The sequence below is a fragment of the Streptomyces sp. CBMA152 genome, assembly GCF_014596475.1.
GTDB lineage: Bacteria > Actinomycetota > Actinomycetes > Streptomycetales > Streptomycetaceae > Streptomyces.
Map to the genome: position 1 here is coordinate 176,917 of NZ_MECJ01000031.1, position 21,933 is coordinate 198,849.

Annotated in this window: 19 protein-coding genes and 1 pseudogene; 7 read left to right on the forward strand and 13 right to left on the reverse strand. The window is 68.0% G+C overall.

The window, feature by feature from the left end; translation table 11 throughout:
• Positions 1–215: 215 nt before the first annotated feature.
• Positions 216–1,709 (reverse strand): hypothetical protein, encoded by a 1,494-nt coding sequence (locus BG418_RS32120; protein ID WP_188277558.1) that lies wholly within the window; start codon positions 1,707–1,709, stop codon positions 216–218.
• 245 nt (positions 1,710–1,954) lie between these two features.
• On the opposite strand from BG418_RS32120, the gene BG418_RS32125 reads away from it, so the two are divergent.
• On the forward strand, positions 1,955–2,275 hold the full coding sequence (locus tag BG418_RS32125) for a hypothetical protein (RefSeq protein WP_188277559.1): 321 nt from the start codon (positions 1,955–1,957) through the stop codon (positions 2,273–2,275).
• 330 nt (positions 2,276–2,605) lie between these two features.
• Here the strand turns inward: BG418_RS32125 and BG418_RS32130 are convergent, their stop codons facing one another.
• Positions 2,606–2,908, reverse strand: a complete 303-nt coding sequence (locus BG418_RS32130; RefSeq protein ID WP_188277560.1) for a hypothetical protein — start codon at positions 2,906–2,908, stop codon at positions 2,606–2,608.
• 51 nt (positions 2,909–2,959) lie between these two features.
• Positions 2,960–4,156, reverse strand: coding sequence for an IS110 family transposase (locus tag BG418_RS32135; RefSeq protein WP_399001112.1), 1,197 nt, complete (start codon positions 4,154–4,156; stop codon positions 2,960–2,962).
• A gap of 268 nt (positions 4,157–4,424) precedes the next feature.
• Here BG418_RS32135 and BG418_RS32140 point away from each other — a divergent pair, with 268 nt between their 5' ends.
• Positions 4,425–4,919 (forward strand): DinB family protein, encoded by a 495-nt coding sequence (locus tag BG418_RS32140; RefSeq protein WP_188277580.1) that lies wholly within the window; start codon positions 4,425–4,427, stop codon positions 4,917–4,919.
• Positions 4,920–5,197: 278 nt separating this feature from the next.
• Here BG418_RS32140 and BG418_RS32145 read toward each other — a convergent pair whose 3' ends face one another.
• Complete coding sequence (locus BG418_RS32145) at positions 5,198–5,560, reverse strand: hypothetical protein (protein ID WP_188277562.1); 363 nt, start codon at positions 5,558–5,560, stop codon at positions 5,198–5,200.
• An 817-nt stretch (positions 5,561–6,377) separates the two neighbouring features.
• Here BG418_RS32145 and BG418_RS32150 point away from each other — a divergent pair.
• Positions 6,378–7,253, forward strand: a complete 876-nt coding sequence (locus BG418_RS32150; protein WP_188277563.1) for a polysaccharide deacetylase family protein — start codon at positions 6,378–6,380, stop codon at positions 7,251–7,253.
• 347 nt (positions 7,254–7,600) lie between these two features.
• Here the strand turns inward: BG418_RS32150 and BG418_RS32155 are convergent, their stop codons facing one another.
• Entirely contained in the window at positions 7,601–8,227 is a 627-nt protein-coding gene (locus BG418_RS32155; protein ID WP_188277564.1) for a TetR/AcrR family transcriptional regulator, read from the reverse strand.
• 123 nt (positions 8,228–8,350) lie between these two features.
• On the opposite strand from BG418_RS32155, the gene BG418_RS32160 reads away from it, so the two are divergent.
• A complete protein-coding gene (locus tag BG418_RS32160; RefSeq protein ID WP_188277581.1) occupies positions 8,351–9,400 on the forward strand; it encodes an aldo/keto reductase in 1,050 nt (349 codons plus the stop codon).
• Between the two features lie 593 nt (positions 9,401–9,993).
• Entirely contained in the window at positions 9,994–10,422 is a 429-nt protein-coding gene (locus tag BG418_RS32165) for a hypothetical protein (RefSeq protein WP_188277565.1), read from the forward strand.
• Positions 10,423–10,618: 196 nt separating this feature from the next.
• Here the strand turns inward: BG418_RS32165 and BG418_RS32170 are convergent, their stop codons facing one another.
• The 5 genes and pseudogenes from BG418_RS32170 to BG418_RS32190 form a co-directional block, all read right to left on the reverse strand.
• Entirely contained in the window at positions 10,619–11,020 is a 402-nt protein-coding gene (locus tag BG418_RS32170; RefSeq protein WP_188277566.1) for a hypothetical protein, read from the reverse strand.
• Positions 11,021–12,062: 1,042 nt separating this feature from the next.
• Positions 12,063–12,654: pseudogene (locus BG418_RS41000) on the reverse strand (transposase); the annotation flags it as partial.
• A 64-nt stretch (positions 12,655–12,718) separates the two neighbouring features.
• Complete coding sequence (locus BG418_RS32180; RefSeq protein ID WP_188277567.1) at positions 12,719–13,669, reverse strand: MerR family transcriptional regulator; 951 nt, start codon at positions 13,667–13,669, stop codon at positions 12,719–12,721.
• Between the two features lie 122 nt (positions 13,670–13,791).
• Entirely contained in the window at positions 13,792–14,553 is a 762-nt protein-coding gene (locus BG418_RS32185; RefSeq protein ID WP_223185743.1) for a recombinase family protein, read from the reverse strand.
• Positions 14,554–14,604: 51 nt separating this feature from the next.
• Positions 14,605–15,312 (reverse strand): TetR/AcrR family transcriptional regulator, encoded by a 708-nt coding sequence (locus BG418_RS32190; RefSeq protein ID WP_188275053.1) that lies wholly within the window; start codon positions 15,310–15,312, stop codon positions 14,605–14,607.
• A 239-nt stretch (positions 15,313–15,551) separates the two neighbouring features.
• On the opposite strand from BG418_RS32190, the gene BG418_RS32195 reads away from it, so the two are divergent.
• Positions 15,552–16,139 carry a flavodoxin family protein gene (locus BG418_RS32195; protein ID WP_188275054.1) on the forward strand — a complete coding sequence of 196 codons (588 nt, stop codon included), beginning with the start codon at positions 15,552–15,554 and terminating at the stop codon, positions 16,137–16,139.
• A 51-nt stretch (positions 16,140–16,190) separates the two neighbouring features.
• Positions 16,191–17,180, forward strand: a complete 990-nt coding sequence (locus BG418_RS32200) for an aldo/keto reductase (RefSeq protein ID WP_188275055.1) — start codon at positions 16,191–16,193, stop codon at positions 17,178–17,180.
• A 153-nt stretch (positions 17,181–17,333) separates the two neighbouring features.
• On the opposite strand, the gene BG418_RS32205 is transcribed toward BG418_RS32200, so the two are convergent.
• From BG418_RS32205 to BG418_RS40285, 3 genes are all read right to left on the reverse strand, one after another.
• On the reverse strand, positions 17,334–20,306 hold the full coding sequence (locus tag BG418_RS32205; protein WP_188275056.1) for a Tn3 family transposase: 2,973 nt from the start codon (positions 20,304–20,306) through the stop codon (positions 17,334–17,336).
• 794 nt (positions 20,307–21,100) lie between these two features.
• The gene (locus tag BG418_RS32210) at positions 21,101–21,367 is read right to left on the reverse strand and encodes a hypothetical protein (RefSeq protein ID WP_188275057.1); all 267 of its coding nucleotides are present in this window, start codon (positions 21,365–21,367) and stop codon (positions 21,101–21,103) included.
• Positions 21,368–21,658: 291 nt separating this feature from the next.
• On the reverse strand, positions 21,659–21,933 hold a 275-nt coding region (locus tag BG418_RS40285; protein WP_223185072.1), incomplete at its 5' end, for a hypothetical protein.

Below are 21,933 nucleotides of genomic sequence, written 5' to 3' on the forward strand. Positions count from 1 at the left end.
GCACCGATACGCCCTCACCGCCTGAGGATCCCCTCACTCACAACGAGCCGCACCCGTCGGCTTTCGGGGCTGTCCGGTTTGGTAGGGAGGGGGTCGAAGGACAAGGCGCGGGCAGGCAGGAACATGGTCGTCTCCGAGGGGCAGGCCGCGGGGGGCGGTGCTGGCATCCGTTCGTTCCGCGCACCGCACCCCACGGGTCAGGTCTTGCAGGGCGGTCAGAGGTTAGAGTGCACGGCGAAAGCCGCCAGGGCCACCAGGCCGACGCCTTCAGTGGTGATCTGCTGGCGCACGCCATCGAAGAGCGCGCTGAGGTAGGTGCGGTCGTCGGTCTGCTGCTGCTGGTTGGTGACGTTGGTGAGGGTAGTAACGGCTGTGGTGCGGTTGGCCTGGGTGTTCTGAGCCTGCAGAGTCTGGCTGAGTTCGTCGGCCTGGGCATTGGTGTCGACGACGACGAACCTGACGCGGGCTCCGTTGGGCCATCCGGTCCCTGCGGGGTTGCTTCCTGCAAGGGCGTTGGCGATGGCGGAGCCCAGGGACCGGTTGCTCTCGCGGTCGATGTGCATGAGGCTCAGCATGTTGGAGGTGCCGCCCTCGGCGAACATGGCCATCGGCCATTCGTCGACATCGTGCAGGACGGGCACCGAGTTGGCCTGACGGTAGGCGCGGATCTGTGCACGGGTCTGCCGCCGGCGCTCGATGGCGTCTGCGATGTTGCGGTCCAGGGTGAGGATGGCCATGTCGGGGTGCACGGTCGTCGCGTGACGGATATGAGCCGCGGCGCTGCCGAATTCCTGCACGCTGATGATCAGCGTGACATCGGCTTCGTGTACCTGGCGTTTGCGCAGCTCGACACGGGGTTCCTTCTTGACCTCCCCGCTGGTGCTGCTCTTGAACAGGTAGTCCTGGCCGGTGCGCGCGCGGTATTGCTCGGCGGCCCACAGGAAGCAGGACCGTGGGCTGGTGTCGGGATTGTCGTCCTGGACCGACCAGCAAATCCGCGGCTGCTCATCCGCGCCGACCGCCTTCGGCCACGTCCACGTCTGCCGCTTGTCCGTGCCGGAGCACTTACGGGTGTCGACGCCGATCGTGCTGAAACCCCAGTAGTACCACCAGCCGGTGGTACTAGGAAAAAGTCCGCCACTCGTATTGTCGTCGCTGGCCCGCAGACACTCGCCCGGACGCAGTTCCGAGAGGCTTTGGATCTGCTTGCCGTTGAGATTCCACGTCTGATGGACATCGTTGGAGCAGGGGAAGTTCCCGACGGCGTCTCCGCCGCCCCAGGCGGCGCCCGCGTTGGTCGCGTCGAGGCAGAGGGACTTGCCGTTCGACTGGCCATCAGGATCGGCCGTAATTTGGCCGTACTTGCTGACCAGCCACTTCTTGTTGTTGCCCCGATAGGTGTCGTTGCTCCCGCAGGTCATCACCGTGTTGATAACCGCTCGGCTACTGCCGCTCCCGTTGTTGGCATACCCGTGGTACAGGCAACGGTTTTTGTACCACGAACTGTCGCCAGACGGGTTCTCCGCATAGGCGCCGATCTGTCCGTACCCGGCATCGGGTACGGCGATGCCGGCCCCGTGCCCTTCTGCGGGTGCCGCGACCCCCACGCCCGGGAGCGCGCACAGCGCAGCCACAATGAGCGCCACCGAACGCCCAGCAAGGCGGCGGGTGGCTCCGGGTGAGCCGGGACGGAAACGTAGCTGTGGCATCAATGCCCCTTCTGCATAGCCCGATACCGGCCTGTCGGCCGCTCGCCCACCTGCACCGCGCCGATGGGCCCCCATGGGAGGCGCCCCCACCCTCTCGATGACGCTGTGCTGCCGACGCCATCGCGCGCGAGGACATCCGCCATTCGCGGTAGGCAGATCACCTGAGCGGGCTTACAGCGGGTATGGCCGTACCCGCAACCGGTAAATAGGCACTACACATCCCGGCCACCCGAAGGAAGATCTGCATGCGCATCCTGCCTCGCGTCGTCATCACCGCCGGAGTGATCGCAACGCTCTGCAGCCTGTCCTCCTCTGCTGCAGCCGCAACGGGCCGATTCGGCGCAGGGGTCCTGACGGCAGAACCCAACCGTGCCACCGTCATCGCAGTCATCGACGACCCCGCTGACGGGTCATGTCACCCGGTGGGCAACGCCAACGTCGCGGAGAATCTGACTGCGGGAACGGCCGCTCTGTACGCCACGACGGACTGCTCAGGGACCGCTGTTCTCAGCCTTGCCCCTGGAGCAGCTATGGAGGGGCACGCCTTCAAGTCGGTCAAGTTCTGACTGAGCCTGATGCTTGCCTCTGAGGTCGAACAGCGACCCGGATGTGGACCCTTCAGTCGCGCCAGTCCTCGCCGTGACCGACCTCATGACCGCCACCGGCCGCGGCTTCCGCTTCGCCTCCGGGCCGCTGCCGTTCTTCCGCACCCCGGAGCACGACTCGGAGCCAGGCCGACGCCCCCGAAGGCCGTCCCACGTGGGTTCGGCAGCATCTCCGGGCGCCAGTGTGGGGTCCTCGGTGGGCGTCGCGAGCATCGGTTCCGGGAGGTGCCAGGTCGAAGCCACGGCCGACGTCTTCCACCCGCGGCGGCGCATGCGGGGCTTGTCGCCCGGTCAGCGGATACGAGGCAGCGCTTTGTCGGGATGCGCGGTGTGTACGTACTTCACGGCGACCCTGGGGTGGATGCCGAAGAGCCGTACGAGGCAAACAGGGTCCACCGTCTCATGGGCTTCGTCGAGAACGCGGTCAGACCACAGTTGGCGGGGCCGAAGCCCGATATGGTCGAAGGCGGAACGCATGCCGGTGTAGCTGATCTGCGGCGATGTCGGGTGCCGGTAGGCCTGGGAGGTGACGATCAGGTGTGGGTTGGTGGCCTGGGGCCAGCGGGTGCAGCGTTCGCGCAGCCAGTCGGCCACCAGCCGGGTGCTCAGGTCGTCGAGGACTGCATACGATTCCTAATCTCTTTGTCAAGCGGCTGTCGTGACGGGCGGTATGGACTCGTAGCACCGTCCGTCACGCAGTAGGGCCCCCAGGACGTTGACGCGGCGCCGGGCGAGGGCGAGGACGGCCCGGGTGTGCCGCTTGCCCTCGGCGCGCTTGCGGTCGTAGAAGCGGCGGGACTCTTCGCAGCAGCGGATGCTGATCAACGCCGACGTGCAGAAGACGCGTTGAAGACCGCGGCTGTATCTCTTCGGCCGGTGCAAGTTGCCGCTGATCTTCCCTGAGTCGCGGGGAGTCGGGGCGACGCCGGCGAACCCGGCGAGACGGTCCGGTGTGGCGAAGGCCGTCATGTCCCCGCCGGTGGCGGCAAGGAACTCGGCGCCCATCAAGGGGCCGATGCCGGGCATGCTCGCGATCACCTCGGCGTGTTTGTGCTCGCGAAACCGGGCCTCGATGAGCTTGTCGGTCTCCGCGATCTGCTCGTTGAGGCGCATCACCTCCCTCTCCAGGGTGTGGACGAGCTGGGCGGTCGGCTTCTCCCCGGTCACGCTCGTGTGCTGGCTCTCGGCGGCTTCCACGGCGGCCTGGGCCAGCTGAGCGGCGCCACGGACCTTTCGGTTGCGCAGCCAGGTCTCCAGCCGACGGATACCGGTGCGACGGATGGCCGCCGGGGTCTGGTAGCCGGTGAGCACGACGAGGGGCCCGGCGTTGGTCAGGTCCAGGGCCCGTTCAAGGGCCGGGAAGATTCCGGTCAGGCGGCCGCGCAGCCGGTTGATCGCGCGGGTGCGGTCGTCGGTGAGGTCGCGTCGGTGAACGGTGAGGATCTTCAGCTCGGTGACCAGCTCGTCCCCGGGCCGCAGGGGTTGTAGGTCCCGTCGGATCCGGGCCTGGTCGGCGATGATCGCTGCGTCTTTGGCATCGGTCTTGCCTTCGCCCCGGTAGCCCTCGGATGCCCGATTGACGGCCATGCCGGGGATGTAGAGCGTGTGCTGACCGTGGTTGAGCAACAGGTCGATCAGCAGGGCGGCCCCGCCGTCGGCTAGGTCGACGCCCCAGGTGACCTCATCACCTAGGGCGAGGACGTCGACCAGGAGCCGCAGCAGCTCCGGCTCGGCGTTGGTCACCCGTCGCGGCAACAGCCGTTTACCGGTGTCGTCGACCACCACGCAGTGGTGGTGGGTCTTGCCGGCGTCGATACCGGCCCAGATCGCTGTCACGCGCACTCTCCACGGATCGCTTGCTTGCCTGCACCACAGACGACCTCGCTGGCGAGTCCCTACTCAGCGATCGCATCGCAATTCCTAATCAGCAGCCGAGTCGTCGCGGGGTGTTGGGCGGCGAATCGTACGAAGCCACGGACGGCAGACCACTGAAAGCCACACCCGACACCCCTGGGCGAGCCAACCCTACGAATGGCTCGCTCATCCCGATCAACAAGGTAGGGACCACTGACGGCTTGAATCGATCATCTACGGTTCCGCCATGACGACTATGGAGCCCCGACCCGATCTTCGGCCCCCCGGCCTGAACGCCGACGAGAAGACCACCCTGCTGACCTTCCTGGACTACCTGCGCGAGTCCGTCCTGGCGAAGGTGGCCGGCGTCCCGGAGCCGGCGGTCCGCACGGCCGGCGTCCCTTCCGGGACCAGCCTGCTCCAGCTGCTCAAGCACCTGACGGCCGTCGAGCTCAACTGGTTCGTCTGGGCCTACACCGGCGCCGACCGCGAGTGCTGGGAAGACGAGGGTGCAGTTTCCGCCGACGACACCGCGTCGAACTTGGCGGACGCTTATCGCGAGGCGATCGCCCGGGCCAACGAGGTCGCCCTCGCCTGCAGCGACCTGGACCGCCCCGGCGCCCGCTCGCTGCGCGAGACCCCGCCGCCGTCGATGCGCTGGGTGCTGGTCCACATGATCGAGGAGACCGCCCGGCACGCCGGTCACGCGGACATCCTGCGCGAGCAGATCGACGGCTCGATCGGGCGGTGATGCGGGACGGTACTGTAACCGCGAAAGTCGAGTGCCCAGCGGATTGAGCCGTTACAGAGCCAGTGGGGCAACGCCCCACGGTCACCTGGCAGCTGGATCTGGGCATCCAGCCCTACGGCCCCCGCGCCGACAAGGGCAGCGCGGGGGCCGTAGGGCTGGGGCACGGTCGACGAAGGTTTCCCCGGGCTCACACCGATGGGGCCTCGGTGGTCCTCGATCCAGTCCGGCGGTGACCGACCATGTCGGTGTGGCGGGCTTCACCCCCCCTGTGGGGCAGATCAGAAGACCAGAGAACCCCAGCTAATCTGGTTGGTGTTGATGTCCATGACCTCTACCTGGAGCTTGTGCACACCGTCGTTGTGGTACTCCGGCCACGTGTTCACTCCGCTTCCCCAGCCGGTGTGCGTCCAGCCGCCGGTCTGGGTGTTCGTCTGCCACAGGTCCACCTTGCACTCGTTGGCGGGCCCGTCGACGTGGCCGTAGGCGTACATGTCGGAGTAGGGGAGGATGTATGCATGGCAGTTGCCAGCGAACGCATCCCCGCCCAGGCTGGCTGCTGAGGCAGCGCTGGCCGAGACGGCGACGAGGCCTGCTGCGGCAATCCCTGCCGCAGCGAACTTGATCGTGCGTCCGATCTTCACGGTTGCTCCTTCGGAGATGGTGAAAGGTTGAGGAACGTATCTGTGGCGTTCCGCGGCTTGATACTGCCGGGGGGTGGAGTTGGCCGTGTGGCCCCGATCTGATCCGTGCAGGTCAGCCGGGGGTAAGGGGCCGGACAATCGGGGTTGTCCGCGGACAACTGGGGGACCGGGGATGCGCAGAACAGGCCGACCACAGGGGGCGCCGAAGGGTGCGACGCGAGGGGCCGATGCCCTGGCCGGTTTCTTGGGGGATCTCACCGCCGAGCTGACGGTCCGTGAGCTCGCGCAGCGGTACGGGGGCGGCAGGTGTCGTGGCTTGGTGGTCTTGACGGGCGTCGAAGATGCGGCTGGCGCGGCGGGCCCCGGCCGCGTCGCCGATCGGTGCCGTTCCGTCCCTCTCAGAGTCGACGTCCTGGTCCTCGTCGTCGACCTGGTCCTGGCCGTCGTTGTCGATGGCGGTCGCGTCCGGAGTGGGGGAGTCCCGTCCCGTCGGGCGTGCGTGATACTGCTCGCGCCATAACGGCCCTACCTCAGCGATGAGTTCAGCGATCACCGTCGGCGGCAGACCGGTGACCCGGTACTCCGCCACGATCAACTCACGCGCTCCAGCCCCCATCATGCACAGTTCAACGAGCAACCCGCACGCCGGGCCGCGGCCAACCGTGCACGAGGTCGTTGGCAAGGGGGATTTCGCCGCGCGCCTAACAAGCGGTCCGCACCGGTAGGCGTGGTCCGCCGGGCACCTTCTACTCTGGACCTGGAACACCCTGACCCGAAAGCGGCGAGTTGCGCCGTGTGGATGTGGAGGAGCGGTTCGATGGCTGTGCGTCGGCGAACCATGCTGGCCGTCACGGCGAGTGGTGTGCTCACGGGATGCTCGGGAGCTACGGCTTCCGCCCCGAAGACCACTCCTGCGCAGGCCACCCAACCCACCGGTCCGGCGTCGTCGCGCTCGCCCCGGCCTTCCGCGTCGGCATCCCCCGTCCCCACCCGGGCCGAGATCGTTGCCCGGTACGGCAAGGTGAAGCCCACCCACTGGGGCCTTGAGGTCACCGGCGCGCTCTCGCGGCTGTCGACCACGCGGAAGGTGACCGCCCTGACCTTCGACGCGTGCGGCGGCAGGGGCGGCAGCGCGTACGACAAGGCGCTCATCGAGTTCCTGCGCCAGAGTTCCGTCCCGGCCACGCTGTTCCTCAACTCGCGGTGGATCGACGAGAACCCGGCCGTGTTCAAGGAGCTGGCCGCCGACCCGCTCTTCGAGATCGCCAACCACGGAACCCGGCACCTCCCGCTCTCGGTCTCCGGGCGGTCCGCCTACCAGATCCCCGGGACCCGCGACGCCGGCGAAGCGTACGACGAGGTCGCGGGCAACCGCGCCAAGCTGACCGATCTGCTGGGCCACCCGCCCCGCTTCTTCCGCTCGGGCACGGCCTACTGCGACGACGTCGCGGCCAGGATCGTCACCGACCTCGGCGAGCGGTTCGCGTCCTTCGACGTCAACGGCGACGGCGGCGCGACCTTCACCCCCGAACAGGTCCAGCAAGCGATGCGGGCGGTGCGCCCCGGCTCGGTCGTCATCGGCCATATGAACCACCCCCACGGCGGCACGGCACGCGGGATGCGCATGGCCGTACCCCGGCTGCTGGACAGCGGCTACACCTTCGTACGCCTGACGGACGGGGTACGGGCCTGAGCTACCGGTGCTGCAGGTGGTAGCGGTGGCAGAGCTTCAGCCGACGGGCGCGGGCCACGGCGAAGATGCGATAGCTGGACGCGGGGGCGAGTTCGTCCGGCACTGCAGCCGTACAGCGGCGGGCCAGTTCCTCGATCTCGCCTCGGGGACGGGCCAGTATCGCGCGGGTGCAGGGTTGGGCTGGGGTGTTGCAGGCCGGGTGAGTACGGCCTGTGGTGTCTTGGGGTGGGATGACAGGTGGTCTGGCCTGGTGTTGTGTCAGTTTCGTTGAGAATGCCGGGTGTTGTTGCAGGTGGTTTCTGCGTCTGATGGCATTGTCCGTGTTCATGCTGGTCAGGGGGGTCGGGTTAGCGGCTTCGTGCCGCCGTCGTGAAGACCCCGGCGCGCGCGGCGGCGGCGGCCGCCTCGGCGGCGCGGTCGGCGAGTGCTTCGTCGAGCGGTGCGCCGGTCGTGAGCAGACGGTAGTAGAGGGGTGCGGAGACGGCGCGGATCACCTCGTGGGGATCGGTCGTCTGCGGCACCTCGCCCCGCTCCACGGCCTGCTGCACACACGGTGCCCACTCCTCGACGCGGGTCTCGTAGAAGCGGTGCAGTGCGGTCGCGGTCGGGGCGTCGCAGGTCGCGGCGGCGATCACCGCCTTGAAGAGCGCGCCCTGGCGGGGGTCGGCGAGGGTGCGGCGGACGAGCCGGGCGTTGGCCCGCAGATCGCCGAGGAGCGTGCCGGTCTCGGTGCGGGGCAGCGACTGCTCGGCCATGTCCGCGAGCAGGTCCGCGACCAGGCCCGCAGGGGTTCCCCAGCGGCGGTAGACGGTGGTCTTGCCGACCTCGGCGCGGCGGGCAACGTCCGCGAGGTCGAGCCCGGACAGACCGCCCTCGGCGAGCGCGTCACCGGCGGCCCGCAGCACCGCCTCGCGTACGCGAGCGGTCCGGCCGCCGGGGCGCACGGTCCCCGGATCTGCTTCTCCCGACGTCATAACGGGACTCCCGTTCCATTAAAGGCTGAGACTTTGCTACGGTGAGGTCACATCCTAACGGAACACAGGTCCCGTTAGCGCCGGTTGATCGTCGTACACGGAGAGGAATCCGCCATGGAAGCCATGGAATACAGGAGGCTGGGCACGTCGGGGCTGCTGGTGCCCGCGCTGAGCTTCGGCGCCGGGACGTTCGGCGGGCGCGGCGAGCTCTTCAGCAACTGGGGCGAAACCGACGCGGCCGAGGCGAGGCGGCTCGTGGACATCTGCCTGGAGGCGGGGGTGAACATGTTCGACACCGCCGACGTCTACTCGGGCGGCGCCTCCGAGGAAGTGCTCGGCGCCGCGATCAAGGGGCGGCGCGACGACGTGATCGTCTCCACCAAGGCCGGGCTGCCGATGGGCGACGGACCGGCCGACGCCGGAACCTCCCGCTCCCGCCTGATCAAAACCGTCGAGGCCGCGCTGCGCCGCCTCGACACCGACTACCTCGACCTCTTCCAGCTGCACGCCTTCGACGCGGGCACCCCCGTCGAGGAGGTGCTGTCCACCCTCGACGACCTCGTACGCGCCGGAAAGATCCGCTACACCGGAGTCTCCAACTTCTCCGGCTGGCAGCTGATGAAGTCGCAGGCCGTCGCGGACCGGCACGGTTACGCCCGGTACGCGGCCCACCAGGTGTACTACTCGCTGGTCGGCCGGGACTACGAATGGGAGCTGCTGCCGCTCGCCGCCGACCAGGGCGTGGGGGCCGTCGTCTGGAGCCCGCTCGGCTGGGGACGGCTCACCGGGAAGATCCGCCGGGGGCAGCCGCTGCCGGAGCAGAGCCGGTTGCACCGCACCGCCGACTTCGGCCCGCCCGTCGAGGACGAGCTGCTGTACCGGGTGGTCGACGCCTTGGACGAGATCGCCCGGGAGACCGGCCGGACCGTCCCGCAGATCGCCCTCAACTGGCTGCTGCGCCGCCCCACCGTCTCCTCGGTCATCATCGGTGCCCGCAACGAGGACCAGTTGCGGCAGAACCTCGGCGCGCTCGGCTGGTCCCTGACCGTCGACCAGGTCGCCCGCCTCGACGCCGCGAGCGCCAAGCCCGCCCCCTACCCGTACTTCCCGTACGAACGCCAGGAGGGCTTCGCCCGGCTCAACCCGCCGCTCACGGGCCGCACCGCACGCTGAGTGGGGCCCGGCCGCCGAGATGAGACTCGCCCGAACCGGTGGGGCTGTGGTGCGCGATGCCCTGATGGCCTGTCAGTCTCTCCGGCTCCGGGAGATCGCGTCTGGTACGCACGCCCTCTCTGGTATCTGTTGCGGCATCTACTGCACTATCTGCTGCGCTATCTGTTGCCCCGCGCCTTTCGTGTCTCGTATATCGGGGCTGGTCACCAGGGGAGTTGGGGTGTGGTGGGGGGTCTGACATCCCCTCCACGGCCACTCGCCACGCCCCCAGAACAAGGAAAAGGGAGGAATGGGGGCGAGGGCGTGCGGTCGCGGAGGGGATCGGGGCCGGCCTTTCTGGTTGCGCGTCGCCGGGGGCTCCGCGCCGCGCCTGCCTGACGGTCTCACCGTCCGGAAGGCCGGGGTGGTGCAGCGTGCACTTCGCCTTGCGAGCGGCAGCCGCAGCTCGCTGATGTCCCTGGGATACGCGCAGGAAGGGTGCGATCGACGCATTTAGGTGATGTTGATCGGGTATTGAGTCGTGATCCTTTAAGTGGTCTCTGTCCGCCTCTCGGGTCCGACCGGGAGGGGCACAGGGATACGAGGAGATCACCATGTCCATTGCCCGGAAGAGAACGCGGCTCGCGGGGGCCGTTGTTGGTATGACAGCCCTGGCCGCGCTCGCATCAACGGCCACTGCCGCCCCCTCTCACGCCGCGGACGGAGCTGTCACAAGAGCCGCAGCATGGGGCAGCACGACCGGCCTTCAATACTGGGTCAACTGCGAGGAAGGAAGTGACGGGACCGGCACAAACCCGACGATCTCGACGATCCTCACCGGCAAGCGCATCGTCCAAGGATCGGCGCGTCAGGGCAACACGCTGGTGCTCGACTTCAAGTACACGTACGTGCAGGTCGTTCCTAGCCCGTTCGGTGGCGCTCCGTCCCGTGTCGCCGTTGAAGACGATCTCTCCTGCGGTAAGAGCCTGAGCAGCGGCAACATCCTCTTCCACACCCGCAACGGCAAGGTCGTGAACCCGTAGGTCCCCGATGGGCCATCAGCACGGCGGGGCAGTCCTGTCCACAGGGCTGCCCCGCCGTGGCCCTCACTGAGAGCTGTTTCATATCCCTGATTCGGTACCCCGGTCACCCCACGGGGGCATCGTTCTCCCCGGCGACGGGGGTCACTGGTCAACGACATGCTGGGCATGTTGTTGGCGGGCGGTGTCAGGACGTCGGTCAGCCGCAGTCGGGCGTGATCGAGCCGACGGGCGCGCCGGTCAGCTCCGTGTCGCCGAAGCCGGAGATCTCCTGCTCGTCACCGGCGAAGTGCGGCTTGTCGTTGAGGCGCACGATGCAGCCGAAGGAGTCGGGTATCGGGTTGCGCGCCGACATTGGCTTGATCGCCGGGTCGAGTGAGTCGACCTCGGGGAAGGTGAAACCGGTCTTGGTGACCTTGACGTTGAGCCGGTAGAGGACCTGCCCGCTCTGGTGCGGCCCGCTGAAGAGGCAGAACTCGCTCTTGTGGCAGGCGTGCGGGGCCTCGGAGGCGTCAGTGGCCGAGGCGGCCGGCGCGACGGTGGCCGAGAGGCCGATGACCGCCAGGGCCGCCAGACCGAGACGTAAGGCGCGGTGCGACACGATAACTCCTTGAAACGGAAACAAAAGGACAAAACCTGACGCGCGCCAACCTACCGAAGATCAATTAACGGTCCATAGGCCTTGACGGAATCGGGATCATTTCCAGCCGGGGGTCGGCGGCGACGGTGTCGCGGGCGGCTCCCCCCTTCACTGTGCCGATTGGGGACTGGCCTGCGCCAGGCTCTGACACTTATTCGGAAGATGAGCCCCTTCAGTCCCTCATGCTGCCCCGGTAGCCCCCTGAGCTGGGATTTCTTGAGGGACTGGCCAGCGAGTCTGGTCACTTGACGGAGGAAAAGAGCGTGCTGCGCCAGGAGGAGAGCAGTGTGTCTGCTCTGCCAGCGTCGGTTTCCCCACGAGGGGTGACCGCTTGTACCGCCGTCCCCCCGCCGGGTTCACAGGGAGCCTCGACTGGGCGGCCGTCACTGTCGACGCCTTGGCAGCAGCCGTACCGTCACGTGAGTCTCGCGTCCACCCCCTGATGGCCCCCACGGTTCAGCCCGTCGGCTTGTACCAGCTGATGGGCAGCCTGACCCGGCGCATGGCCGTCGTCGTCGCGAGCTCGGTCTCCGGCGGTGCCACGGCCGCGGCCGCGTAGATCTCGCGCGCCGACATGGACGGTTCCCCCGGCATGTCGAAGAGCCGGTCGTGTTCCAGGACCTGCCAGGCCAGACATGCTCCAGTTGTTCGGTGTCCAGGCCGGTGAGGCAGGTCGCGACCCGGGCGCGGTCCTGGGTGAGGTAGGCCCGGGTCAGGTCGGTCGCCCGCCACAACGCTTCGACCAGCCACGGTTCGGGCGTTTGTGCCATGCCTCTTCTTCTAGCGGATGTGCGGAGGTGGCGTGGGCGATTGCTGTCCGGACCACCACTACGGGCAGAACGCCCCTGGCAGAGCTCGCAACGCGGTGCCCGTCCCGCCCGCGGCGCGCAGCCCCGGTTCGCCTCCGCTCCGTCAGCCGCGTCCGGGGGTGTCGGTCCGCACCCGTCCGCGGCCGCGCCGCATGCCTCGATCGCCGTCCGCGCCCGCCCGCGTCGTGCTCCGTACTCGTGCTGGCCTGAGTGGCGGTGTCGAGCATGTCGCGCAGTGTTTCGCGTTCGTCGGCCTTCGCGGCGGTGAGCGCGAACAGGACGGGCAGTCCGCCCAGCGTGCACACCAGGTGCAGGCGCAGACCCCAGAAGTACCAGGAGCGCGACGCGCAGTAGCCGTACTGCGCCCAGCCTGCGAGGTCCGAGCGCCTGGCGGTCTCGCGGGAGCAGTCGCAGCCGACCGGGGTGGAGTCGACCACCCACACGTCGTCGCTCCACAGTGTGGTGTGCTGCGCCAGCATCCTGGTCATGTGCTTGAACTGCTCGGATGCGTTAGGGAGTCGCTTGTTGTAGCCGGACTGCTGAGGCAGGTATGGGAAGGGATGGCGGAAGTCCCGGCCCGCGCGCCGCAGCCACCGCCGCTCCGAGGTGTAGCCAAGCAGTGCCGACATCGCTGCGGCGGTAACCAGTTCGGCGTCACTGAGCATGGGCGCGATCCCGACGCGCTGGACGCCACGGAGCCAGATGCGGCGATGCTTTCAACGCGTCGTCGATCCGGACGTACAATGCCGTTGCGAGGTGTCCAAGTCGGTCATCACACACCGACATTGGACACCCTCGCGCCCTGTCCGCAGGCCACCCTTTGAACTCATTCAGGGATCCGGGGCGGTCTCTACTGCGGTGAATATGCGGCGCGGTCATTTCGCAGAGCCTGGATGAGCCAGGGGTACACCGGGATCAGACTCGGTACTACCTGCCAGCCGTTGACGATCCACACCAGCCGCCAGTACCGATCCACCTGAGGATCGTGCGCCTCTTCGAACTCCTGCGCCATCCAGTGTCGGAATTCCGCGTCAGGAGTGTGCGCGAACACCTCGGCGAAGCGGTGCACGAGGTCGTCGATGACGGGTGCGGCCCTGTCACTGAGCGGGTCTATGCCCGACTCCATGGCCTGGGTGACCTTCTGACGGGTGAACTCTGTCAGTTCCTCGCCGGCATCGCTCTCGATGTCGAGCGTACGCCCGGCGGCCTGGCGTGTGGCTGTCCGGCGCATCCGGGCACGGAAGTTTTCGTCGCCAACCAGCTCGGCGAGCTCCACCCAGGCGGTGACCTGCTCACCGGTCGGATCATCGGGGAGGTCGGGGGTGGCAGCACACACCATGGCCACCACGGCCGGGTCGGCATCCACTGTGCCGAAGGTGCCATACACGAAATCGTCGATCAAACGTCGGCGTTCCTCGCCGGACAACTGCGCGAGCCTGTGCATGAGCTTGGTCTCCTCGGGACTGGACCCGCGTCTGGCCACGACTCGCAGAACGCTCCGACGCCGTAGCAGCATCCGGATCTGGACGTCCATGGCGTCGGCGTGCGCCGCGGCGACTTCTGCCATTGACAGCTCGCGGTCCAGTACCCGCTGAATCGTGGGCAGGTCCATGCCCAGCTCGCGCAGTGTGCGGACGAGTTCCAGACGAAGCAGTGCGTCGAGGTCGTAGAGCCGATAGCCGGCGGGACTTCGGGTGGTCGGCGCTACCACCCCCGAATCGGAGTAGAACCGGATCGTCCCCACAGGCAAGCCGGTCCGCCGGGAAAGCTCCCCGATCGAGTAGAGGGTCGTAACGTCCATGTCCCCCACTCTGCTGTCTCCAGTCACTAGAGACTCAAGGCTATTCCCCAGCTGGGCGAACGAAGGTGACGGTATGTGTCACCGCTCGCCGGCAGCCTATGGCTACGAGTCCTTGGACTCATTCATCCATCTAGTGGGCGATCCCTTCTGGTCCCCGGTGGGGATCGAGGTCGGCGCCGCCGACCACCTGAATGGTGTTCGGGTCCCACCAGTACCGGCGCCAGTACCTGGCCCCCGACTCCCAGCTCTGTCCCCAGGGGCAAAGTAGCCCGCCGGTTGGTTTCAGGACTGCGGGGCGGCGGTCTTCTTGGCTGGCGGGGGACGGTCTTGGTCTTGTCGAGGTGCTCATACACCGTCGACCGTGGCACGCCGAACATGTCGGCGATCTGCTGGACGGTCTTCTCCCGCTCGTCGTAGAGACGTTGGGCGAGCGCGGCCTGGTCCTCGGTGAGCTTCGGCCGGCGTCCGCCGACCCGCCCCCGGGCCCGCGCGGAGGCGAGCCCGTCGTTCGTATTCGCCACGATCAGCTCGCGCTGGAGCTCTGCCAGTACGGACAGCATCCCGAACATGGCCCTGCCTTCAATGGTGGCGGTGTCGATGCCCTGCTCGATGACGTGCAGCCCGATACCGCGCTCGCGCAGGTCGGCGCCGAGGGTTACCAGGTGCAGGACCGAGCGGGAGAGCCGGTCGAGCCGGGTGACCTTCAAGGCGTCGCCCTCGCGCAGCAGCTGCATGACGAGGTCGAGCTTCGGGCGGGACGCCTTCGCGCCGCTGGCGACGTCGATGTGGATGTTGTCGCGGTCGACGCCGTGGCGGAGCAGTGCGTCGATCTGATGATCGGGGTTCTGGTCGGCCGTCGATGTGCGGCAGTAGCCGATGAGCATGTCGGCCGGCGAAACCGACTACGCCCACCGCCTGCGGAGTAGGCGGCCCCTTCAGTCTGCCAACTGCTGTAGCCATTCGCGCAGCAGAGCCGTCTCCGTGTCTCGCAGAGGTACCCCGGTGCTGAGGGCGGTTTCAAGTGCGGCATCGAGGGCGAGTGCGTGCGAGGCCAGGTCGGACCCGGATGAGGCGGGCGAGTCCGTGGTGACCGAGGCCATGACGGTGTCCCGCAGCCGCGCCGAAGTGGTCAGGTCCCGCTGCGAGGGCTCTTCACCGATCAGCGCCAGCGTTGCACCCGTCGTCGCCGCATGGATGACGCGGGTCGCCTGCTCCACCGGAACCCGGAGGCGCCCGGCCTCGGCCGCCCGGCCCAGCAGCCTCACCAGCAGGGCGTGCGCCTCGTCCGCGGCCGGGGGCCGGCGCCCGGGCCGCGCAGTGCCATACATGAGCACGTAAAACGCGGGGTGCCGCAGTCCGAAGTCGACGTGCAGGTCCCAGCCGCGGTAGAGGTCGGCCACCGGGTCGTCCGGGGTCAGCGCCAGTGCCTCCCGTTTCTCGGCCAGGTACATCTCGAACCCGTAGGCGGCCAGCTCGGCCAGGAGTCCGTCCTTGTCGTCGAACATCCGGTAGAGCGCGGGGGCCGTGATGCCCGCGGCTGCGGCGACCGCGCGCGTGGAGACCGCTTCGCTGCCGCCCTCCTCCAAAAGCTTGGCGGCCACCTGCAGTACCTGGCGTCGCGCGGCGCGTCGTCCCTCGTTCATGGAACAACGATATCCCATATTGCGTATCGCCGCCTTATCAGTGCTACCGTCTAGAGCGGAACGACGATCCATGCTGATGGTGGTCGGCGCCGGCCCGCGACACCTGGGCATGCCCCGCACCCCGGCCCGGGACGTCGGTCCCCACTCGTAGAGCAGTGCGGCCGACCGCCGCACCGGGCAGCTCATCGTCTGCCGGCACACCACCGAACACGCCGCATCGCGGCAGGATAGGAACACCCGTGTCCGATATCTCGATCGTCATCGCGTCGCATTCCGGCTACGGCCACACCGCGCAGATTGCCACTGCCGTCGCCGACGGCGCGCGCTCCATCGGCGGGACGCACGTCCACCGCGTGGACGTCGCCTCCCTCAGCGACGCCGACTGGGACCTGATGGACGCCGCGGACGCCATCATCTTCGGTACCCCCACCTACATGGGCACCGCGTCGGGGGCGTTCCACGCCTTCGCCGAGGCCACCACCAAGCGGTGGATGACCCGCGCCTGGAGCGACAAGCTCGCGGCGGGATTCACCAACTCCGGCTCCATGAGCGGCGACAAACTGCACACCCTGCAGTACTTGGCGCTCCTGGCGGCCCAGCACGGAATGCTCTGGGTGAGCCTGAACCTCCTGCCGGGCTGGAACACCACCACATCCAGCCCCCAGGACGACAACCGCCTCGGCTTCTACCTCGGCGCCGGCGCACAGAGCTTCAACGACACCCCCGCCGTCCACGACGCAGACCTCAACACCGCCCGCCACCTCGGCCGGCGCGTCGCCGAGCACACCCGCATCCACCGCGCCGGACTGACCGCCGCAGCGCACTGACACAACGGTTCGCCAGAAATTGCCTTCTAGTTTCTTTCCGAGGAGTGAGTCATGCAGCACCGGACACTCGGAAGGCAGGGCCTTGAGGTCTCGGCGATCGGCTACGGCGCGATGGGCCTGACGATGGCCTACGGACCCACCGACGAGGAGGCCGGCGTCGCCGCCCTCCGCCGCGCACACGACCTGGGCGTCACCTTCTTCGACACCGCCGAGATGTACGGCTGGGGCACCGGATCCAACGAGATCCTCGTCGGAAAGGCAGTCAGGGACTTCCGCGACGACGTGGTCCTGGCCACCAAGTTCGGCGTCGACATGTCGGTACCGCCCGAGCAGATCGGCGGCCCTCTCAACAGCCGGCCCGACAACATCCGCAAGGTCGCCGACAACAGCCTGCGCTACCTCGGCGTGGACCACATCGACGTCTTCTATCAGCACCGCGTCGACCCCGAGGTGCCCATCGAGGAGGTCGCAGGCACCGTCAAAGAACTGATCGACGCGGGCTGGGTGAAGTACTTCGGTCTCAGCGAGGCCGGGCCCGAGACGATCCGCAGGGCGCACGCCGTGCAGCCGGTCTCCGTCCTGCAGACCGAGTACTCCCTGTTCGAACGGGACGTCGAGCAGCTTTTCCCCACCCTGGACGAACTCGGCATCGGCTTCGTCGCCTACTCCCCCCTCGGCCGCGGGTTCATCACCGGCACCGCCAAGCCCGCCGGCCAGTACGAAGCCACGGACATCCGCAACGTCGACCCGCGCTGGCAGCCAGGCAACTTCGAGAAGAACATCGAAGCCGTCGACCGGCTCGCCGAGCTCGCGGCGGCCAAGGGTGCCACCGTCTCCCAGCTGGCCCTGGCCTGGCTCCTGACCCGGGGCGAGCACGTCGTGCCGATCCCCGGCACCCGCAGCCCGAAGCGCATCCAGGAAAACGTCGGCGCCGCCGACCTCACCCTCACCGACACCGACCTCAAGGCCATCGACGAGATCCTGCCTCAGGGAGGCTTCGGCGCCCGCTACGCCGAGGGGCACGTGCCCACCTGGATCTGAGACCCGCCCTGGGACAGATGCACTCGGACACCGACGGCGGCACACAGGCCCGGTAAGGCCCGGATCACCGGAGCCTTGCAATGCCAGCCACGGCGAGAGTGCCCGAAGCCGTTGGAGCTGGCTTCGGGCACTCTCTTCGACGGCGCCGAACACTCAGCTGGGCATCGTCGCGGTGGGCTCAGGGAAACGCGGCCGGGGCACTGTGATCGATAGCCCCAAGTCGAGCCGCTTGTCCATGTCGAGGCGGAACGTGCCGTACGGGTTGATGTTCGACCAGAACAGCGCGGTCAGCCCACGCCGGTCCTCGGCACTCAGCTTCTTCGCCCAGGCGGGCTCGGCGAGAACCTGCTGGAGCAGCAGGGTATTGATGTGCACGAGGCTCGACTGAAGGAGGTGCAGGGCGAGCATGGAGGTCTCGGCGTGCTCCTTGTCCGGGCCGGTCAGGGCGCCGTCCTTGCCGTAGTGGAGCACTGTGTTCGCGCTGTTCCAGTTCTCCACGACCTGGAGCCCACCGTGGATCTCGCGGCGCAGGCCGGGGCTGGCGAGGTAGTCGCAGGCGAAGATCGTGCGTACCGCGCGGCCGAGTTCTTCGAGCGCGGCGTAGGTGGGGTGCTTGGGGCCACCGCGAGTGAAGCGCCGCAGCACCTGCTCGGCCTCTGCCGTACCCAGGCGCAGGGCGGTGGCGTACTTGACCATCTGGTCGTACTGCTGGGCGATCAGGTCCCAGCGAATCGAGCGGGTCAGGGAGCCGCCGAGCGCCGGCCAGCCGGGCGGGTCGTCGTCGGGCCGGTACAGGCGGACGCTGCCGATGTTCTTCAGCCTCGGCAGCAGGCGGAAGTTCAGCAGCTCAGTGAAGGCGAACCCGACCACGGAGGCGCCGTGGGTGTCGACGTAGTTCGACTCGATCTCGGCGTCCGTGCAGTGCCGCAGCAGGCCCTCGATCATCGCCGCGACCTCGGACGACGAACAGGACTTCAGCTGGGAGTAGATGCAGACGTTCTTCCGCTCCACGTGCCAGTAGATCATCACGCCGTTGCCGCCGTAGCGGGCGTGGTATTCGGTCATGAAGTTCGAGGACCAGGACCCGAACTTCTTCGAGTCCGACGCGCATGCCGTGCCCTGCCCCCACCATGCGGTGTCGCGGGCCGCGAAGGTGGCGTTCACCAGTTTCGTCACGGCGGCGCGGAGGTTGTCGACGGTGATGAAGTGCCGGCGCACGTGCCGCAGCGCGGCTTCGGTCTCGCCGTGCTCGCCGGTCGCCACGATGGCGCGGATGCCCATGTTCGTACCGAGAGCGAACAGGGCGAGCAGCAGCCGACGCTGGAGGACGGCGCGGTCGATGCGCTCGTAGGCGGCGACGGAGGCGAACTCGTCGGTGAAGCCGGTGGCGAAGTCGGCGTTCTTCACCACGTCCAGGAGGTCGAGGACGCCCCAGCGTCGTACGACCTCGTCCTTGAGCGCCTGGAGGCCGGTGGGCTCGTCCAGCTTCTCCAGCTTCGGGACCGTGATCCACGGCTCGCCGTGCCGGGTGGTGACCTTCACCCCGCCCGCGGAGCCGTCCGCGAGCGCGGCCGACAGCCGGTCCAGTCCGGCCGTCATGCGCTGCTTCAGGTCCGTAATGAACGCCTGCGGGTCCATCGGCTGGCGGATCGCGGCATAGTGCACGGTGCGGGTGGCCTCGAAGTCGCCGGGCAGGTCGTCCTCCGGGTTGCGCCAGCGCAGCCCGCCCTCAATGTAGATCTCGCGGCGGCGGATCGCGTCCCGCAGCGCGACCAGGACGCACAGCTCGTACGGGATCCGCTCGACCTTGCCCTTGTCGTCGACGACCGCCTCGCGCCAGTCCTTGCGCACGACGCCCTCCATCGGCACCGCGTCACCAGCGTCGTAGAAGCGGGTCTTACCGTCGACGTCGGCGTACTTGGCCAACAGAATCAGCGCGTCCATCACCGGCCGGTAGGCGGTGTTGTTGCACCTGAAGCCCAGCATGTTCAGCAGCGACGGCAGCATCTGTCGGTAGTACGAGCTGTACGACGAGCGCAGCGTGGTGCGGACCTTGGCCTTGAAGACCTTCTCATTCGCCTTCGCCTCGGCGACCAGGTCGCGCAGCGTCTTCTCGCCGACGACCGGGTACAGGGCCGTGCGCACGATCTCGTCCGGCTTGCCGATCGCGGCGTCGGCGAGCCTGAAGAGGATGCCTTCCTTGCCGCGGACCTTCTTCAGCTCCGCCGTCAGCTGCCTCTCCACCCGGCGCTCGGCACGGGCGTTGATCTTCTGCACCAGGGCGACCAGCAGATCCACCAGGGCATCGGTGATCTCCGCCTGCCGGGACGAGCAAAGCGCCGCAAGCAGCGTGATCCGTACGTCCTCGGCGGTGTCCCTGAAGTCCGAGGGGTACATCTTGATCGCCCGCGCCCGCCACGCGGCCAGCAGCTTCTCCGAGCAGTCCGCGAACAGCCCGTCAGGCAGGCCGAGTTTCCGCACGTCGTTCAGCTTGGTGATCTCCGCCAGCAGGGAGTCCAGGCCGACCGCACCCGGGTCGCGCTTGAGCGCGGCCAGCAGGGCCGCGCCGTCCTCGTTCTCCTCGGCCACCAGCGCCAGAAGCCGGGCCACCCCCGCGCCGCCCAGGCGCTCAATGGTCCGTGCGCAGAACGCCTTCTCCGCCCGGGTCTGGGCCGCGGTGACGATGCGGTCGATGCGGCCCGGCGGCTCGATGCTCCTCTCCCGGCACTCCACCAGTAGGGCCTCGCGCAGCCGGTCCTCCACCAGCTCGACCGGGCACACCTCATCGGCGAGCCACTCGATCAGCTTTTCCTCGTCCGCCCGGGTGGCGGGCCGGAACTTCAGAGCCTCGCGGATCTGCTTGCGGTGGTTCTTCGCCGACCGGCTGGTCAGGTCGTACTTCACGAAGTCGGCGGCTGGCACCTTCACCAGTCCGGCGACGTACTCCACTGCGGACTGCGGAACCTCCTCCAAAAGATCCGGGAACCGGCCCTCCGACTCGAAGAACTTCAACATCAGTGCGAAGCCGAGCCGTGTCGATCCGCTCTTGTTCGCCACCAGGTCCCAGTCGCCGTCCACCAGCGTCCAGCTCGCCAACAGCTCTTCCGGCGACCGCTCTTGCCGCACACCCGCCCCTTCCCTCGCCTGCCCCGGGCTTCACTCGGACGGCCCAACGAGGCGCCCGAGGGCAAGGAAACCGGTCATCTGACTATCTGAAAGCTACCCGCCGGTTACTTTGCCCCTTGGGGCAGAGCTGGGAGTCCGGGGCCGAACCGGTGGGGCTGTGGTGCGCGATGCCCTGATGGCCTGTCAGTCTCTCCGGCTCCGGGAGATCGCGTCTGGTACGCACGCCCTCTCTGGTATCTGTTGCGGTATCTACTGCGCTATCCGTTGCAGTATCTGTTGCCCCGCGTCTTTCGTGTCTCGGGTATTGGGGCTGGTCACCAGGGGAGTTGGGGTGTGGTGGGGGGTCTGACATCCCCTCCACGGCCACTCGCCACGTCCCCAGAATAAGGAACGGGGAGGAATGGGGGCGGGGGTGTGCGGTCGTGGAGGGGGTCGGGGTCGGCCTTTTGGTTGCGCGTCGCCGGGGGCTCCGCGCTGCACCCGGGGGCCGTGTGAGTCGCTGTGTGCCTCTCTCCCGCGTTTTCGTCCCGCCCGGGTCTCCTCGCGGGGCAGTGTGCGAGAGGGTGTCAGATCGGCCTACAGCGCTTCGTGTTGGTGGCCGCAGCGGGCGGCGGCACACGGGTCCGGCTTCCTCAAGACCCCTTGTAGGGAAGTAGTTGGCGGCGCCCACGGCTTCCGGTGGTCCCCTTGTCCGCCAGGTCAGAGCACGCTTCTGGGGCCTGGCCGAGGGGCGCCCGGTGCGACCAGAGGCGCGACCAGAGGCGCGGCCTTCTGTGGGGCTCCCGGGCGGTCGTTCATGGGTGGTTGACGAGCTTGGTGAAGGCGTAGATGCCGCCTGCGATGGTGGCCAGTGAGGCGACGCATGCGAGGGCGGGGACGGCTGCGGGGTGTTCGAGCAGGACGTAGAAGAGGAACGTGGCGGCCAGGACGAGGACTACGACCAGCACGGCCTGGAGCTGGCGCCGCAGCGAGGCGTCCGTGGAGGCCGGCACCGGCTCGGGGGTGGGGGCCGGGGGTTGGGCCGGATCGGTCGGCGGGATCGGGTTCGGGTGGGTGGTCACGGTGGGGCCTCTCGATGGGTTGGCGGGTGGGACGAGACGTCAGACTCGGGGCCGGACCTGGTAGCCGGGCCGGGGCGCCTCGTTCAGATCAGCACGATGATGGATCGAACAGTTAGCGGTGCAAGAGGCGTTGACCTGCGACTTTCGATGGCCGGGCCGTACGGGCCCGTCTGGTGGGTGTGCGGGGACTGTGTGGTGCCGCCCGGCCCGGTCCGCCGACCCTGGGCGCGGCGCAGCGAATTTCCCCGGAACCCCTTCACCGTGAATTCACGTATGCCATGGTGGACTTCTTCAATTGAAAAGCGAGCGGGACCGTCGGACACACAATCCGCCATCAGAGAACCGGAACTGACGGAGTCCCAAATTCCAGGGAGCGCCGAAAAACGAGCCGCCCCCATTCCGCATCCAGACAAAGGAATTCGCGAAGCGAATTCCGCCAGGCCGAATCGCGGAGCGATTCGAGCCCAGGCCAACGGAGTTGGCCGTAATTCCGGCGAAGCCGGAATTTAGCCGCGCGGAGCGCGGCATCTTTTCCGTCGCGTAGCGACGGCGCGTCGTGTCTGCGG